Here is a 14,395-nt window from a genome sequence, read left to right on the forward strand (position 1 = left end):
GTCGCCCCCTCATCCGCCCTTCGGGCACCTTCTCCCCGTGAACGGGGAGAAGGAACGAACGCGTCGCTCAGAAATCGTCGATCCGGATGTCGGCCTTTCGGCTCTTTTCCAGCACCAGCCGGCCGTTCGGCAGATCGTTGCCGTTGAGCTTCCAGTCGATCCCGGCGGCGTCGAGGTTGTAGCCCTCCCAGCGCGCGGTCAGCCGGCGTTCGAGTTCCTCGAAGGAGGGCGCGACGAAGATGGTGAGGTCGAAGAGCGGGGCGAGCGACGACCATGGCTCTTCGTCCAACAGCAGATAGTTGCCCTCGACCAGCACGATGCGGTCAGCCGGGGAAATCGGGCGGGCCGAGGCGATGGCGATCTCGCGATCCCGATCGAAGACCGGCACCAGCACCTCTTCCTCCCCTACCCTCACCGCACGCAGGATGTCGGCGAAGCCACGCACGTCGAAGGTCTGCGGAGCTCCTTTGCGGGGCAGAAGCCCCCGCGCCTCGAGGATGCCGTTGTCCATGTGGAAGCCGTCCATCGGCAGGACGACCGCAGTCTCGCCGTCGGCAATCAGAAGATCCCGCAGCGTGTCGGCAAGCGTCGATTTTCCGGCTCCCGGCGGGCCGGCGATCGCCACGAGAAAACGGCGCGCCGAGCCGGCGCGCCAGAGGATCGTCTCGGCGATTTCCTTCGCCGTCATGGTCATGCCGCCAGCGCCTCACCCGGTGCTTCCTTGGCGCCGGTCATGAAGGCGACCGCGTCCGACATCGTGTAGTCCTTCGGATTGATGACGCACAGGCGTCGTCCGAGACGATGGATGTGGATCCGGTCGGCCACCTCGAAGACATGCGGCATGTTGTGGCTGATCAAGACGATCGGAATGCCGCGGCGGCGCACGTCCTGGATCAGCTCCAGAACGCGACGGCTTTCCTTGACGCCAAGCGCTGCCGTCGGCTCGTCGAGGATGATGACCTTGGAGCCGAAGGCTGCGGCACGGGCCACAGCCACACCCTGGCGCTGGCCGCCCGAGAGCGTTTCCACCGCCTGGTTGATGTTCTGGATGGTCATCAGGCCGAGTTCGGACAGCTTGTCGCGGGAGAATTTCTCCATCGCGGTGCGGTCGAGCTTGCGGAACACGCTGCCCATAATGCCCGGCTTGCGGAGTTCGCGGCCGAGAAACATGTTGTCGGCGATCGACAGCGCGGGTGAGAGCGCGAGGTTCTGGTAGACGGTCTCGATGCCGGCCTTGCGGGCCTCGATCGGCGAGCGGAACTGCACCGGCTGCCCTTCGAGGTGGATCTCCCCCTCGTCCGGCGTGATGGCGCCGGAGATCGCCTTGATCATCGAGGACTTGCCGGCACCGTTGTCGCCGATGACGGCGAGGATTTCGCCCGGGTAGAGGTCGAAATCGGCATTGTCGAGGGCGGTGACGCGACCGTAGCGTTTGACGAGACCCCTGGCAGTGAGAATGGGGGCGTTGAGAACGGGTTCCTGAGCCATCAGCCTGCTACCTTTCTGATCCACTGGTCGATTGCCACTGCGGTGATGATGAGGACGCCGATCAGCAGGTAGGTCCATTGCGGATCGGTGCCGATGAGGCGCAGGCCGAGCGAGAAGACGCCGACGATCAGCGCCCCGAACAGCATGCCGAGGATGGAGCCACGGCCGCCGAAGAGCGAGATACCGCCGATCACCACGGCGGTGATGGATTCGATGTTGGCGAACTGGCCGGCGGTCGGCGATACCGAGCCGATGCGACCGATAAGCGCCCAGCCGGCAAGCGCGCAGATGAGGCCGGACAGCGTGTAGACGGTGACGAGCATGCGCTTGACGTTGACGCCGGCAAGTTCCGCCGCATCCGGGTCGTCGCCGACCGCATAGACATGGCGGCCCCAGGCGGTGCGGTTCAGCACGTACCAGAGAAGCGCAACGAGCAGCACCATGGCAATGACGCCGTAAGTGAAGACGGCGCTGCCGATGCGAAGGTTCTGGCCGAAGAGCTGCAGCAGCGGCGCATTGGCGGAAATGTCCTGGCTGCGGATGGTTTCGTTGGCCGAATAGAGGAAGTTCGACGCGAGCACGATCTGCCACATGCCGAGCGTGACGATGAAGGGCGGCAGCTTCATGCGGGCGACCAGCTGGCCGTTGATCCAGCCGCAGGCCGCGCCGACGGCGAGGCCGCAGATTACGGCAACTGTCGGGGGAAGACCGTAGCGGAAGGTGAACTGGCCCATTACCACCGAGGACAGGACCATGATGGCGCCGACCGACAGGTCGATGCCGGCCGTCAGGATCACCAGCGTCTGGGCAGCGCCGACGATGCCGACGATCGCGACCTGCTGGAGGATCAGGGTGAGCGTGAAGGCAGAGAAGAACTTCCCGCCGAGAATGCTGCCGAAGACGATGACCGACATCACGAGCACGATCAGCGGCACCGCTGCCGGGCTCGAATGCAGGAAGTGCTGGAACTTCTGCAAGGGCGTCTTGTCATGGGTATCGAAGGAAGCGACCTGCGTCGAACTGTCGACGAGGACCTTCTCGAACTCCTGGCTCGGCTGCGAAATCGGATTTGCAGACTGCATCGCTCCGTCCTCCCTGGATATTCGCGCGTGTTTCTGCGTGACGGTTAAGGAGCGACCGGCCCTCCGCCTGAGAGGCCGGTCGCAAATGCCCGCGACCGCTCGACCTTGAGGGACCTGACGTTCCTCAGAGGCCGCATAGCGACGCGATCACGGGCTTAAGGTCGGATCAACCCCAGCACTTGTCCTTGCCGGCCTTGGTGTCGATCGACTCGACGCCGGCAGCCGGCTTGTCGGTGACGAGGGCGACGCCGGTGTCGAAGAAGTCCTTGCCTTCGGTGGCCTTCGGCTTCTCGCCGGTGTCGGCGAACTTCTTGATCGCCTCGATGCCGAGCGATGCCATCAGCAGCGGATACTGCTGCGACGTGGCGCCGATCACGCCGTCGATGACGTTCTGCACGCCCGGGCAACCGCCGTCGACGGAAACGATCAGGACGTCCTTCTCCTTGCCAACGGCCTTCAGCGCTTCATAGGCGCCGGCGGCAGCCGGTTCGTTGATGGTGTGGACGACGTTGATCGAGGGATCCTTCTGCAGGAGGTTTTCCATGGCGGTGCGGCCGCCTTCCTCGTTGCCGTTGGTCACGTCGTGGCCGACGATGCGGGCATCATCCTCGTCGCCGATCTTGTTCGGGTCCTTGGGGTCGATGCCGAAACCGATCATGAAGCCCTGGTCGCGCAGGACGTCGACCGTCGGCTGCGACGGCGTCAGGTCGAGGAAGGCAACCTTGGCGTCCTTGGCCTTGTCACCGAGGGTGGCGGCGGCCCACTGGCCGATCAGCTTGCCGGCGAGCAGGTTGTCGGTGGCAAACGTCATGTCGGCGGAATCGACCGGCTCGAGCGGGGTGTCGAGAGCGATGACGAGAATGCCGGCGTCACGGGCCTTCTTGACCGCCGGAACGATGCCCTTGGTGTCGGAAGCGGTGAGCAGGATACCCTTCGCGCCGTCAGCGATGCAGGTCTCGATGGCGGCGACCTGGCTTTCCGAGTCGCCATCGATCTTGCCGGCATAGGACTTCAGCGTGACGCCAAGTTCGGCGGCCTTGGCGGTCGCGCCTTCCTTCATCTTGACGAAGAAGGGGTTGGTGTCGGTCTTGGTGATCAGGCAGGCCGATACGTCGGCTGCGCTGGCCGGGGCCGAAAAAACGGTGCCGATTGCGAGTGCTGCCAGCGATGCGGCAAAGAGAGACTTCTTCATGTGCTTCCTCCCGAAGATAACGTTCAATCCGGCTCGTGCCGGACCGCGAGCGTGGTCCCGAGCGCTCCCACGCCGGGTCGGCATCCTCAACGAGGCGCCATTCCTCCACACCCCATTAAGAACATCAGAGATTTCTCATTGTCAATAAATAAATCCAGTTGAATTATTAATTCGCTGTGACATTCTGCGTGGGGCGACGTATACGGACTTTCACGTATCGTCGGAGGAGGAGCAGCCATGTCTTTGTCGGATCATCCAGCCGGCACGACGGACGTGCTGCCGCCGGCGACATCCGGCGGTGCGAACCAGATCAGGGTCAGGGCGTATAACGAGCGCCTGGTGCTTTCGCTCGTGCGCCGCCAGAGCGGCGTCTCCAAGGCGGAGATTGCCCGCCTCACCGGCCTTTCGGCCCAGACCGTCTCCGTCATCATGCGCGCGCTGGAAAAAGACGGCCTGCTGATCCGCGGTGAACCTCTGCGCGGCAGGGTCGGCCAGCCCTCGGTGCCGATGTCTCTCAATCCGGACGCCGTCTATTCCTTCGGGGTCAAGATCGGCAGGCGCAGCGCGGATCTCGTGCTGATGGATTTCGTCGGCACGATCCGGCTAAACCGGCACCTGACCTATCGCTATCCCAATCCACGGGAGATCCTCGACTTCCTGGTCGACGGCATTGCGGAACTGGAGGGCCAGCTGAGCACGGAACAGCGCGGCGCCATTGCCGGTGTCGGGATCGCGGCACCCTTCGAATTGTGGAACTGGGCGCGCGAGGTCGGCGCCCCGGACGGCGCCATGGATGCCTGGCGCGGGTTCGACCTTCAGGCCGAGGTCGCAAATCGGCTCTCCTACCCCGTCTACCTGCAGAACGACGCCACCAGCGCCTGCGGGGCAGAACTTGTGTTCGGCGTCGGGCAACGTTACCCGGACTTCGTCTATTTCTATGTCGGCTCCTTCATCGGCGGCGGCATTGTCCTCAATTCCTCGGTGTTCGTCGGCAGGACCGGTACGGCCGGCGCAATTGGCCCCCTGCCCGTTCGCAACAAGCACGGCGAGACCAAGCAGTTGCTCGAGATCGCCTCGATCTTTGTGCTCGAACGGCTGCTGCGCGAGCGCGGGATCGATCCGCAACCGCTCTGGTATGCAGCGGAGCAATGGATCGACTTCGGCGAGCCGCTGGAGATCTGGATCCGAGACTGTGCCGGCGCGCTTGCCCAGGCCATTGTCGCCGCAAGCTCGATCGTCGACTTTTCCGCCGCCATCATCGACGGCGGATTTCCTGACTGGGTCCGCGCGCGCCTCGTGGCTGCGACGATCGAGGAGATCGGCAAGCTCGACCTGCAGGGTATCGTCTTTCCCGACATCATCGAGGGCGCGGTCGGCGCGCAGGCCCGCGCCATCGGCGGCGCAAGCCTACCGATCTTTGCCCGCTACCTCATAGACCAGACCGTCTTGTTCAAGGAAATCGACAATGCTGAAGGGAATTAATCCGCTTCTGAGCCCGGACCTGCTCGCGGCGCTTCGCGCCATGGGCCATGGCGACGAGATCGCCGTCGTCGACGGCAACTATCCGGCGCTGGAGCATGCGCGACGGCTGATCCGGCTCGACGGCCACGGGATCGTTGCGGTGATCGACGCTATCCTCAGCGTCATGCCGATCGACGATTTCGTGCCGGAGGCTATCTTCCGCTCGACCGTCGGCGCGGATGCCGGGCGGCTCGACCCGATCCACCAGCAGATGATCGCCTGCTGCGCGCGCCATGAACCGGAGCGCAAGGTCGTGCCTCTGGTCGGTGAGGACTTCTACGGGCGGGTAAAGCGCGCCCATGCGGTCGTGCAGACCAGCGAACCGAAACTCTACGCCAACATGATCCTCCGCAAGGGCGTCATCTACCCCGTCGCCTGAGGGCCACGGTTCAGGCGGCGGCGACCGTGCCGGCCGGAACGAGAACCTTGAGTTCTCGCGGATGCAGGCGGATCTCCACGTCGCGCGGCATGCGCAACAGCTCTCCGTCCAACACGCAGAGCGCGCCGCTCCGGCGCTTGGGGAAATGCAGTCGCACAGTCTCGGCGGTTGAGGCGGTCACGGCCCCGTTGTCCTTCATCTTGCCGCGAACGATGTCGAAGGCGAGTTTTGCCACGCCGGCCGGCTCCAGCGGGTCGGCAAGATAGACCCCGAGCTTGCCGGTCGTCAGGTCGTCGGCGAAGAACAGCGGATTGTCACCGAAGGGATTGTTGGAAACCGAGATCGCCGAGACGACGCGATGCTCGTTTCGGCCGTCGTGGTCGATGTCGAAGATCACCTCGAACCGGGAGGGGCGCAGCATCACGCCGAGCGCGGCGCGCGTGCTGGCGCGCATCTTTCCGAGGCGCGAGCCATAGTTCATCGCATTGCGCATGCGGACCATGCGGGCATGCAGCCCCGCCGAGAACTGGTGCACAAAGGGCCGGCCGTTGGCCGTCGCGATGTCGACCGAACGGACCTCGCCTTCGGCCAGCGTCTGCAGCACTGCCCGGATATCGAGCGGCAGTTTCAGCGACCGGGCAAAGAGGTTCATCGTCCCGGCGGGCACGACGCCGAGCGGCAGGCCGGCCTTCCAGGCGATGCCGGCTGCGGCCGAAATCGTGCCGTCGCCGCCGCCTGCGATCAAAGCCTCGACGCCATCCTCTCGCGCAGTCCTCTCGAGCGTCTCGACGACGTCCTTCCCAGCGACGATCGCGAAGGCAACCTCGTGGCCGGCAGCACGGAAGATCTCCTCCGCCTGGGCACAATAGGCGTCCATTTCGGTCGTCCGGAATGTTCCGCCGTCCCGATTGAATACTGCCTTCAGCCTCATCGCCACCTCGTTCCGTCGATCGCCCGGTGGCGTCCAGGGCCGCCAGCGCTTTACAACGCATCGCTCGGCTCAAGGTTTCACCACGCCCTCTGAAATCGGCATATTGCGGGCAAAATTCAAGTTGCGGCGCAAATGCTCTTTACTGCGACGCACAAAGACATGATAACTGTCAAATCACGTCAACACCGGGACGCCTGCCGGCAACGCCGCTCCGCCTCCCTCACCGACAGTCTCCCGTATCCTCTTCTTGCGGTCGTGTCAGGCGACCGGCCACAGGTAGTGCCATGACCGATTGCAGCGCCCTCCCCTCCGATCGCGGGACAGACTTCCTTCCGGCCAACGGCACGCAGTCGCTCACACCGCTGATGATGATCCTGATCGAGATCGCCCTTGCCGCCGGCGGCTTCGGCATCGGAACCGGCGAGTTCGTCATCATGGGGCTCCTGCCCGACGTCGCGACCACCTACGGGGTGAGCGTTCCCGAGGCGGGCCGCGTCATCAGCGCCTATGCGCTCGGCGTGGTGATCGGCGCTCCGATCATCGCCGTGCTGGCCGCCAAGCTCTCACGCCGGACGCTTCTGCTGATGCTGATGGGGGTTTTCGCCATCGGCAACGTGACGAGCGCGCTTGCCCCGGATTTCTGGTCGTTCACCGCGCTGCGATTCGTCACCGGCCTGCCGCACGGCGCCTATTTCGGCGTGGCCGCGCTCGTTGCCGCCTCGATGGTTCCGCCCTATCGACGCGCCCGCGCCGTCGGGCGGGTGATGCTCGGCCTGACGATCGCGACGCTGATCGGCACCCCCGTCGCCACCTTCATCGGCCAATTGATGAGCTGGCGAGCCGCCTTCCTGATGGTCGGGGCAATCGGCGTGCTCACCGTCGTGCTGATCGCGCTCTACCTGCCGAAGGACAAGGTGGCGGAAGGTGCCAGCATCCGTCGCGAACTCGGCGCCTTCGGCCGGCTTCAGGTGTGGCTGACGCTCGGCGTCGCCGCGGTCGGTTTCGGCGGCATGTTCTCGATCTTCAGCTACATCGCCAAGACCACCACCGACACCGCCGGCCTGCCGGTCGGCATGGTGGCGATCGTGCTCGCGCTATTCGGCATCGGGATGAATGTCGGCAACGTGGTCGGCAGCCGCATGGCCGACTATTCGCTGAAGGGCACGATCGGCGGCATGCTCGCCTTCAACGTGATCCTGATGACCGTCTTTTCGCTGACGGCCGCCGATCCGGTGATGCTGTGCATCTGCGTCTTCCTCACCGGCTGCGGCTTTGCCGCCTGCCCGGCCGTGCAGACGCGGCTGATGGACGTGGCAGCGGACGCTCAGACGCTCGCGGCTGCCTCCAACCACTCCGCCTTCAACATCGCCAATGCGCTCGGCGCCTGGCTCGGCGGACTAGTGATCAGCTGGGGCTACGGCTACGGCTCGACGGGTTATGTCGGCGCGGCCCTTTCCGCCCTCGGCCTCGTGGTCTTCCTCGTTTCGGTGCTCGCGGAGAAGCGCAGCTCAAGCCGCTGAGCGCACCGTTGCCTCGCCTTCGGCTGAGCCTTCATCCGCCGGCATCGAGATGGTGCGCGTGCCGTTCTTGCAGACGACATGCGTCTTGCCCCAGGCATCGAGCGCCCTGATGACCGGTTCGAGGCTGAGCCCAAGCGGTGTCAGCGCATAGTCGACGCGCGGCGGCACCACCGGAAAGACCGTCCGCGACACGATCCCCGCCTCTTCAAGCTCGCGCAGCTGTTTGGTCAGCATGCGCTGGGTCACCGCCGACAGCCGGCGGCGCAGCTCGTTGAAGCGCAGCGTCTTGTCGGTCAGCAGATGATAGAGAATTACGCCCTTCCACTTGCCGTCGAGCAGGCTCAGGGTCGACTCGACCGGGCAGCCGGGAAAATTGTTGGTGAGCTTGGCACGCGGTCGGGACATTAACGGTATCCTTTTTGATACTACATACACTTTCCGTCACTATAGACACAAAATGTGCATTCTTGCGTAATCCGTTTATACGTATCAATTGAAGGGCGTGCAAACCATTCCAAGGAGACATGCCATGCGCGCCGTCGGCTATCTGGCCCCCCAACCCATCACCGCAGAGACCTCCCTGATCGACATCGAGCTTCCCGTGCCGGAAGCCAAGGGCCATGACCTCTTGGTGGAAGTGAAGGCCGTATCGGTCAATCCGGTCGACACCAAGGTGCGCAGCGCCGCCCAGCCGGAGCCCGGCCAGCACCGCATCCTCGGCTATGACGCCAGCGGCGTCGTCAAGGCGGTCGGCGAGAACGTCACGCTGTTCAAGCCGGGCGACGAGGTCTTCTATGCCGGCGTCATCAACCGGCCGGGCACCAACAGCGAGTTCCACCTGGTCGACGAGCGGATCGTTGCCCTGAAGCCGAAAAGCCTGAGCTTCGCCGAGGCAGCCGCCATTCCGCTGACCTCGATCACCGCCTATGAAATGCTCTTCCACCGGCTCAAGGTCGAGGACAAGGTCGAAGGCGTGAACCATGCCCTGCTGGTCACCGGCGGCGCGGGCGGCGTCGGCTCGATGACCATCCAGCTCGCCCGCCAACTCACCGCCCTGACGATCATCACCACGACCTCCCGGCCCGAGACCAGCCAATGGGTCAAGGATCTCGGCGCCCACCACGTGCTCGATCACAGCAATGCGCTGGCTCCGCAGTTTTCCGCCCTCGGCATCGGCGCCCCCGCTTTCGTCTTCTCGATCACCCGCAGCGACCTGCATGTCGGCGACCTCCAGGCGATCGTCGCGCCGCAGGGTCGCTTCGGCATAATCGACGATATCAAGGGCGGCTTCGACGTCATGCCCTTCAAGGGCAAGTCGGTGTCGATCCACTGGGAATCGATGTTCACCCGCGCGGTCTTCCAGACCGCCGACATGATCGCCCAGCACAAGCTCCTGAGCCACGTCGCCGAACTGGTCGACGCCGGACGGATCCGCACGACGCTCACCGAAACGCTCGGCACGATCAACGCCGCCAACCTGAAGAAGGCCCATGCGCTGATCGAATCCGGCCGGACCAAGGGTAAGCTCGTTCTTGAAGGCTTCTGAGGAACGGAACGAGGCAGCGCACGCGCTGCCTCGCGTCCGGAAAGGCGCGACATACGCGCCATCGTCGTACCTTTGGGTACGAGATGACTGAAGCAAGGCGGAGACAATGTCAAATATTGCGCCTTTTTTGTTACACAGTTAGAATGGAGTTCTGACACTGGAGAGCCTGAAATGAATGTCTCGTTGGGCGAGCGCTGGGAAAAATTCGTAGAGCGGACGGTACAGTCCGGACGGTATGGCTCGGCCAGCGAGGTGGTGCGCGAAGGTCTGAGGCTGGTCGAGGAACGAGAGGTCAAGCTGACGGCGCTGCGCGACACTCTCGACAGATCGATCGCCGCCGGAGGCGACGTCGGCGACGAAGAACTCGACTCGCTGCTCGACAGACGAGCCGAGGAACTTGAGGCAAAGGGCGCTTGACTTGGCGCGGCTTCGCTATCTCGAAAGCGCCAAAGCCGATCTTCTGGAAATCCTCACCTATGTGCATCAGGTGAGTGGAGACATTTCTACCGCGAGACAGTTCGTCGACAAGCTGCGCGCCCATTGCCGACATCTCGCAGGGCTACCGGGGCAGATGGGGCGACCGCGACCGGAATTGCGACCGGATATTCGCAGTGCCGCTTTCGGATCCTATGTCATCTTCTTTCGTTATGTCGGCGACAACTTCCAGATCGTCAACATACTGGAGGGCCATCGCGACATCGAACAGCATTTTGGCGACCACGAATAGGTTCACCCCCTCGCCCGCGGCAACTTGAGCCGTCCACCGGTCTTCACGCTGCGGATGGCGAAATTGGACTGGATGTCGGTGACATGCGGGAGGACCAGAAGATGGTCGGTGAGCAGCGCCTCGTAGGCCGCGAGATTTTCCACCACCACTTCGGCCATGAAGTCGGAGTGGCCGGAGATCATGTAGCAGGCGACGACTTCCGGAAGGTCCCGCAAAGCCTGCTGGAAGGCGTGGGCGTGCTCGCGCGTGTGATGGGCCACCTTGAACGCGATGAAGACCGTCAGTTCCAGACCGACCGTGCGCCGGTCGATGTCGGCCCGGTAGCCACGGATGTAGCCCGCCTCCTCCAACATGCGGATGCGCCGCAGACAGGGCGACGGCGAGAGGTTCACCCGCTCGGCGATCTCGACATTGGTCGCGCGGGCATTGTCCTGCAGGGCTTCGAGGATGGCGATATCGAACTTGTCCAAACTTGGCATGATCACTATATCTTGGAGCATTTAGCGCATGTTTCTGCCAATAGAGTATGCTCCAACGGCATAATTGGCAAGGACACGCCACGGCCTCACGCGCTACATTGACGCCCTGTATTCAAGCGGGAGCCGCGCCATGCCCATCACCACCACCCATACTGAAAAGCCGCCCCTCTCCGCCGGCATGGGCGCAATCTCGGCGCTTTCGGTCGTTCTGATCTGGGCTGCATGGCTCATCTCCACCCGGCACAGCGTCGGGACGTCCCTCTCGGCGCTCGATCTGAGCCTGTTGCGCTACGGCATTCCCGCCATCCTGCTTTCACCCTACTGGCTGCGGGTCGGGCTCTGGCCGAAGGACACGCCGAAATGGGCACTGGTGTTGATGGTGCTCGGGTCCGGGGCGCCGTTCTTCCAGCTTGTCGGCTTCGGCATGAAAGCAACGCCGGCCTCCGCCGCAGGCGTGCTGCTCCCCGGTGTCATGCCGCTTGCCGTGGCGCTGATCGGCATCGTCATCCTGGGCGAACGCCCCGACCGGATGCGCCGTTTCGGCATGGTCGCGATCGCCGCGGGCGCCGCACTTCTGCTGATCGACAATCTGTCGTCGGGGCAATTGAGCTGGGTGAGCTACACGATCCTGCCCGCCGGCGCGACGCTCTGGGCGATCTACACCCATGCCTTCCGCAAGTCCGGTCTTACCGCCTTCGAAGGGGGCGGCCTGATCTGCGCCTGGTCGACATTGATCAACCTCGCGCTCATCCCGTTTCTCGGCACGCATCTGGCGAGCGCGCCAGTCTCCGAGATCGGCCTGCAGGTCATCACACAGGGGCTTCTGTCGGGCCTGCTCGCCACCGTGCTCTACGGCTCCGCCGTGCGCATCCTCGGCGGCACGCAGGCCGCGGCCTATACAGCCGTCACGCCGGTTGCGGCGGCGATCGGCGGTGCCGTCCTGCTCGGCGAACCGCTCGGCGCGCTGGCGATCATCGCCACGCTGGTCACGGGCGCGGGCGTTCTCCTGTCGACGGGATTGCTGTCGGGGCGTGCGGCCCGCTGACCATGCGCGTCCGGACGCTGCAGGCTCAGGCCTGCAGCACGACCACGCGATTGCCGACCTTGACGCGTTCGTAGAGGTCGATGACGTCGTGGTTCATCATGCGCACGCAACCCGAAGACATGGCCTGGCCGATCGACCAGGGCTGGTTGGTGCCGTGGATGCGGAACATGGTGTCGTTGCCGCTGCGGTAGAGATACATGGCGCGGGCACCGAGCGGATTGTTGATGCCGCCGGGGACGCCACCGGCATATTTCATGTTCTTTTCCGGGTTGGTGCGCAGCATGTTGGGCGACGGCGTCCAGCTCGGCCATTCCGCCTTGCGGCCCACATAGGCAACGCCGGCCAGCGCATAGCCGTTGCGGCCGACGCCGACGCCGTAGCGCATCGCGCGGCCATCGCCGAGCACATAGTAGAGGCGCCGGGCGGGCGTATCGACGACCACGGTTCCTGCCGGCTCGCTGGTTTCGTAGGCGACTTCCTGCCGGCGCAGTTCCGGCTTGATCTTGTCGAGCGGCACCTTCTTCAGCGGATGCGGCTCCTCCGGCCGGTCACCATACATGGCCTGCTGGCTCGGCATCGACTGGCAACCAGCAAGCATCAACGGCAGGCCGATCAACAGGCCGCGGCGGGAAATGGTCATTCAGGTGCCCCCAAAGCAATGTGCGAATATCGGGGCGCAGGTTAGGGAGTTTATGGTTAATGCTCGGTTAAACCGGCCGGAAGGCGGTTAACCATGACGGCGGGGATGGGTCATGCCGCCGGGGCCTGCGCGGTCCTTGGAAAGACCAGCCCCTCGATCACCAGCAGCAGGACAAGCACGCCGAGGGTCAGACCGATCAGCCCCGCGCCGTGCAGCGGCAGATGGGCAAAGGCAAGGCCGGCAAGAAGCACCCCGACCACCAGGCGCACCGCGACCGGTCCGATCGCGCTGATCCGGCGGAAGGCGGCATCGGCAAGCAGGTAGCCGCCGGCGCCGATGAGGAGCAGGAACTCCGCGCCGTGGCCCGCCTCGCCTTCACCGCCGTAGGCGACGGCCGCCTTCAAACCCGCTGCGACGAGGATCAGGCCTGCGACCATGGCGAGATGGCCCATCGTATAGCCGAACAGGGCGATGCGTGTGCGACGGCGATTGTCCGCCTGCTGCATCCGATGCTCGGCGCGCTGGTCGTCGGCGTCGAAATAGCTCCACCACAAGGCGGCGATCAGCGCGACGGCGAGAACAAGGCGCAGGATGGTCGCCACGTCCAGCGCGCGATCGGCGAGCCCGTTGCCGATCGCGATGATCGTCTCGCCGAGCACGATGATGAGCAGCAGGCCGTGGCGTTCGACGAAGTGGACCGGATCGAGGGCGAACCCCTCGCCGGTGTTCATCACCGCGACAAGCGCATAGAGGGCCGCCGGCGCGAGCAGGAGAACCCAGCGCCATTCCGCCTCGATCAGGCCGGCCGCGATGACCAGCAGGGCGGCGGCCATGTTGAAAGGAACGATACGCAGCATGGCGATGGCGGCTGGCCTGCCGCCGCGCGCGACAAAGGCCGCGAAATGGAGGATCACGATGAAGAGATAGGCAAAGCCGAAGACCAGCGGGTCACCGCCCTCTCCCACGGGCGCCGACAGGGCGAGCACCATGAAGCCGGCCATGGCTGCCACCAGCACGGCGCGCATCGCCTTCGGCGTGTGGGCGTGGTTGGTGAGCCAGATGAAGCCGCCATACATCCACCAGACGAGCATCAGAACGGCGAGCGCGTGGAGGTATTCGAGCGTAGCGTGGACATGTTCCACAAGATGGGTCAGCCGGGTGATGACGAACACGAAGACGAGGTCGAAGAAGAGTTCGATGGTCTGCGCGCGGAATTCCTGCTTCGGGGCGTCGTGCATGCCTGATCCTTGGCCGTGGCTCTTCTGGTTGCAGCGCAAGAGAGCAGGATTCAACGTCCATTGTCCACCACTTCGGCGGCTCGGCGAAAATGTCTGGTGAAAACCCCTTCAACCATGACGAGCGGACTGCAAAATGCAAGATTTGACCATTGCCAATAGTGCCGGAATGCCGACACTCCGTCCCATTTAACGAGAGGACATTTTCATGAACAGCTTCGTTACTTCGCTCACCGCCAAGCCATTGTTCGGTTACATCGCCCGCATCCTGCTGACCTACATGTTCTGGGCGAGCGGCATCGCGAAGATCGTCGATTTCCCGGCAGCGGTCGGCGAAATGACCCATTTCGGCCTCAACCCGCCGGCGGCATTTGCAATCGCCACGATCGTCGTTCAGCTCGCAGGCTCAGCCCTCATCATCCTCGATCGCTACACCTGGCTCGGCGCCGGCGCGCTCGGCGTCTTCACCGCGCTGACCATCCCCGTGGCCCACAGCTTCTGGACCATGGACGATCCCTTCCGCACGATCGAGTTCCATGTCGTCATGGAGCACCTCACTGTGATCGGCGGACTGATGGTCGTCGCCTGGAAATCGGCTCGCTGAATTTCA

General features: G+C 64.1%; 17 protein-coding genes. 8 read left to right on the plus strand and 9 right to left on the minus strand.

The annotated features are described in order from the left end of the window. Positions 1–67: 67 nt before the first annotated feature. The 4 genes from HHL25_RS09240 to HHL25_RS09255 all read right to left on the minus strand — a co-directional run bounded on the left by HHL25_RS09240 (position 68) and on the right by HHL25_RS09255 (position 3,762). Positions 68–694: a nucleoside triphosphate hydrolase gene (locus HHL25_RS09240; protein ID WP_169589322.1), complete on the minus strand. Its 627-nt coding sequence runs from the start codon at positions 692–694 to the stop codon at positions 68–70. Continuing rightward, positions 691–1,488, minus strand: a complete 798-nt coding sequence (locus HHL25_RS09245; RefSeq protein WP_169589324.1) for an ATP-binding cassette domain-containing protein — start codon at positions 1,486–1,488, stop codon at positions 691–693. The genes HHL25_RS09240 and HHL25_RS09245 overlap by 4 nt, the downstream gene beginning before the upstream one ends. Further along, on the minus strand, positions 1,488–2,570 hold the full coding sequence (locus HHL25_RS09250; protein ID WP_169589326.1) for an ABC transporter permease: 1,083 nt from the start codon (positions 2,568–2,570) through the stop codon (positions 1,488–1,490). Before HHL25_RS09250 ends, HHL25_RS09245 begins: the two co-directional genes overlap by 1 nt. A 166-nt stretch (positions 2,571–2,736) precedes the next feature. Beyond that, positions 2,737–3,762 carry a sugar ABC transporter substrate-binding protein gene (locus HHL25_RS09255; RefSeq protein ID WP_169589328.1) on the minus strand — a complete coding sequence of 342 codons (1,026 nt, stop codon included), beginning with the start codon at positions 3,760–3,762 and terminating at the stop codon, positions 2,737–2,739. A gap of 237 nt (positions 3,763–3,999) precedes the next feature. On the opposite strand from HHL25_RS09255, the gene HHL25_RS09260 reads away from it, so the two are divergent. Then, positions 4,000–5,244, plus strand: a complete 1,245-nt coding sequence (locus tag HHL25_RS09260) for an ROK family transcriptional regulator (protein WP_169589330.1) — start codon at positions 4,000–4,002, stop codon at positions 5,242–5,244. Then, entirely contained in the window at positions 5,228–5,662 is a 435-nt protein-coding gene (locus tag HHL25_RS09265; RefSeq protein ID WP_169589332.1) for an RbsD/FucU family protein, read from the plus strand. Before HHL25_RS09260 ends, HHL25_RS09265 begins: the two co-directional genes overlap by 17 nt. A 10-nt stretch (positions 5,663–5,672) precedes the next feature. Here the strand turns inward: HHL25_RS09265 and HHL25_RS09270 are convergent, their stop codons facing one another. Then, on the minus strand, positions 5,673–6,593 hold the full coding sequence (locus HHL25_RS09270; RefSeq protein ID WP_169589334.1) for a diacylglycerol/lipid kinase family protein: 921 nt from the start codon (positions 6,591–6,593) through the stop codon (positions 5,673–5,675). Between the two features lie 284 nt (positions 6,594–6,877). Here HHL25_RS09270 and HHL25_RS09275 point away from each other — a divergent pair, with 284 nt between their 5' ends. Then, on the plus strand, positions 6,878–8,113 hold the full coding sequence (locus HHL25_RS09275; protein WP_169589336.1) for an MFS transporter: 1,236 nt from the start codon (positions 6,878–6,880) through the stop codon (positions 8,111–8,113). Here the strand turns inward: HHL25_RS09275 and HHL25_RS09280 are convergent. Beyond that, positions 8,102–8,518, minus strand: a complete 417-nt coding sequence (locus tag HHL25_RS09280; RefSeq protein WP_169589338.1) for a winged helix-turn-helix transcriptional regulator — start codon at positions 8,516–8,518, stop codon at positions 8,102–8,104. The two genes, HHL25_RS09275 and HHL25_RS09280, sit on opposite strands and share 12 nt — an antisense overlap. A 124-nt stretch (positions 8,519–8,642) precedes the next feature. Here HHL25_RS09280 and HHL25_RS09285 point away from each other — a divergent pair, with 124 nt between their 5' ends. From HHL25_RS09285 to HHL25_RS09295, 3 genes are all read left to right on the plus strand, one after another. Continuing rightward, positions 8,643–9,659, plus strand: a complete 1,017-nt coding sequence (locus tag HHL25_RS09285) for a zinc-binding alcohol dehydrogenase family protein (RefSeq protein WP_169589340.1) — start codon at positions 8,643–8,645, stop codon at positions 9,657–9,659. Between the two features lie 171 nt (positions 9,660–9,830). Beyond that, positions 9,831–10,076, plus strand: coding sequence for a type II toxin-antitoxin system ParD family antitoxin (locus HHL25_RS09290; protein ID WP_169589342.1), 246 nt, complete (start codon positions 9,831–9,833; stop codon positions 10,074–10,076). Position 10,077: 1 nt separating this feature from the next. Then, positions 10,078–10,386: a type II toxin-antitoxin system RelE/ParE family toxin gene (locus HHL25_RS09295; protein WP_169589344.1), complete on the plus strand. Its 309-nt coding sequence runs from the start codon at positions 10,078–10,080 to the stop codon at positions 10,384–10,386. Positions 10,387–10,388: 2 nt separating this feature from the next. On the opposite strand, the gene HHL25_RS09300 is transcribed toward HHL25_RS09295, so the two are convergent. Next, positions 10,389–10,865: an Lrp/AsnC family transcriptional regulator gene (locus HHL25_RS09300; protein ID WP_169589346.1), complete on the minus strand. Its 477-nt coding sequence runs from the start codon at positions 10,863–10,865 to the stop codon at positions 10,389–10,391. Between the two features lie 130 nt (positions 10,866–10,995). Here HHL25_RS09300 and HHL25_RS09305 point away from each other — a divergent pair, with 130 nt between their 5' ends. Further along, positions 10,996–11,910, plus strand: a complete 915-nt coding sequence (locus HHL25_RS09305) for a DMT family transporter (protein ID WP_169589348.1) — start codon at positions 10,996–10,998, stop codon at positions 11,908–11,910. A 25-nt stretch (positions 11,911–11,935) separates the two neighbouring features. On the opposite strand, the gene HHL25_RS09310 is transcribed toward HHL25_RS09305, so the two are convergent. Together HHL25_RS09310 and HHL25_RS09315 are read right to left on the minus strand one after the other, a co-directional pair. Continuing rightward, a complete protein-coding gene (locus HHL25_RS09310; protein WP_169589349.1) occupies positions 11,936–12,550 on the minus strand; it encodes a L,D-transpeptidase in 615 nt (204 codons plus the stop codon). A 110-nt stretch (positions 12,551–12,660) separates the two neighbouring features. Next, positions 12,661–13,788, minus strand: a complete 1,128-nt coding sequence (locus HHL25_RS09315) for a low temperature requirement protein A (protein ID WP_169589351.1) — start codon at positions 13,786–13,788, stop codon at positions 12,661–12,663. A gap of 205 nt (positions 13,789–13,993) precedes the next feature. Here HHL25_RS09315 and HHL25_RS09320 point away from each other — a divergent pair, with 205 nt between their 5' ends. Then, the gene (locus HHL25_RS09320; RefSeq protein WP_169589354.1) at positions 13,994–14,389 is read left to right on the plus strand and encodes a DoxX family protein; all 396 of its coding nucleotides are present in this window, start codon (positions 13,994–13,996) and stop codon (positions 14,387–14,389) included. Positions 14,390–14,395 lie beyond the last annotated feature (6 nt).

It is taken from the genome of Rhizobium terricola, assembly GCF_012927355.1.
GTDB lineage: Bacteria > Pseudomonadota > Alphaproteobacteria > Rhizobiales > Rhizobiaceae > Allorhizobium > Allorhizobium terricola.

Bases quoted from the DNA above. Each gene is read 5' to 3' on its own strand.
- HHL25_RS09240 (WP_169589322.1), bottom strand. From the start codon at position 694: ATGACCATGACGGCGAAGGAAATCGCCGAGACGATCCTCTGGCGCGCC.
- HHL25_RS09245 (WP_169589324.1), bottom strand. From the start codon at position 1,488: ATGGCTCAGGAACCCGTTCTCAACGCCCCCATTCTCACTGCCAGGGGT.
- HHL25_RS09250 (WP_169589326.1), bottom strand. From the start codon at position 2,570: ATGCAGTCTGCAAATCCGATTTCGCAGCCGAGCCAGGAGTTCGAGAAG.
- HHL25_RS09255 (WP_169589328.1), bottom strand. From the start codon at position 3,762: ATGAAGAAGTCTCTCTTTGCCGCATCGCTGGCAGCACTCGCAATCGGC.
- HHL25_RS09260 (WP_169589330.1), top strand. From the start codon at position 4,000: ATGTCTTTGTCGGATCATCCAGCCGGCACGACGGACGTGCTGCCGCCG.
- HHL25_RS09265 (WP_169589332.1), top strand. From the start codon at position 5,228: ATGCTGAAGGGAATTAATCCGCTTCTGAGCCCGGACCTGCTCGCGGCG.
- HHL25_RS09270 (WP_169589334.1), bottom strand. From the start codon at position 6,593: ATGAGGCTGAAGGCAGTATTCAATCGGGACGGCGGAACATTCCGGACG.
- HHL25_RS09275 (WP_169589336.1), top strand. From the start codon at position 6,878: ATGACCGATTGCAGCGCCCTCCCCTCCGATCGCGGGACAGACTTCCTT.
- HHL25_RS09280 (WP_169589338.1), bottom strand. From the start codon at position 8,518: ATGTCCCGACCGCGTGCCAAGCTCACCAACAATTTTCCCGGCTGCCCG.
- HHL25_RS09285 (WP_169589340.1), top strand. From the start codon at position 8,643: ATGCGCGCCGTCGGCTATCTGGCCCCCCAACCCATCACCGCAGAGACC.
- HHL25_RS09290 (WP_169589342.1), top strand. From the start codon at position 9,831: ATGAATGTCTCGTTGGGCGAGCGCTGGGAAAAATTCGTAGAGCGGACG.
- HHL25_RS09300 (WP_169589346.1), bottom strand. From the start codon at position 10,865: ATGCCAAGTTTGGACAAGTTCGATATCGCCATCCTCGAAGCCCTGCAG.
- HHL25_RS09305 (WP_169589348.1), top strand. From the start codon at position 10,996: ATGCCCATCACCACCACCCATACTGAAAAGCCGCCCCTCTCCGCCGGC.
- HHL25_RS09310 (WP_169589349.1), bottom strand. From the start codon at position 12,550: ATGACCATTTCCCGCCGCGGCCTGTTGATCGGCCTGCCGTTGATGCTT.
- HHL25_RS09315 (WP_169589351.1), bottom strand. From the start codon at position 13,788: ATGCACGACGCCCCGAAGCAGGAATTCCGCGCGCAGACCATCGAACTC.
- HHL25_RS09320 (WP_169589354.1), top strand. From the start codon at position 13,994: ATGAACAGCTTCGTTACTTCGCTCACCGCCAAGCCATTGTTCGGTTAC.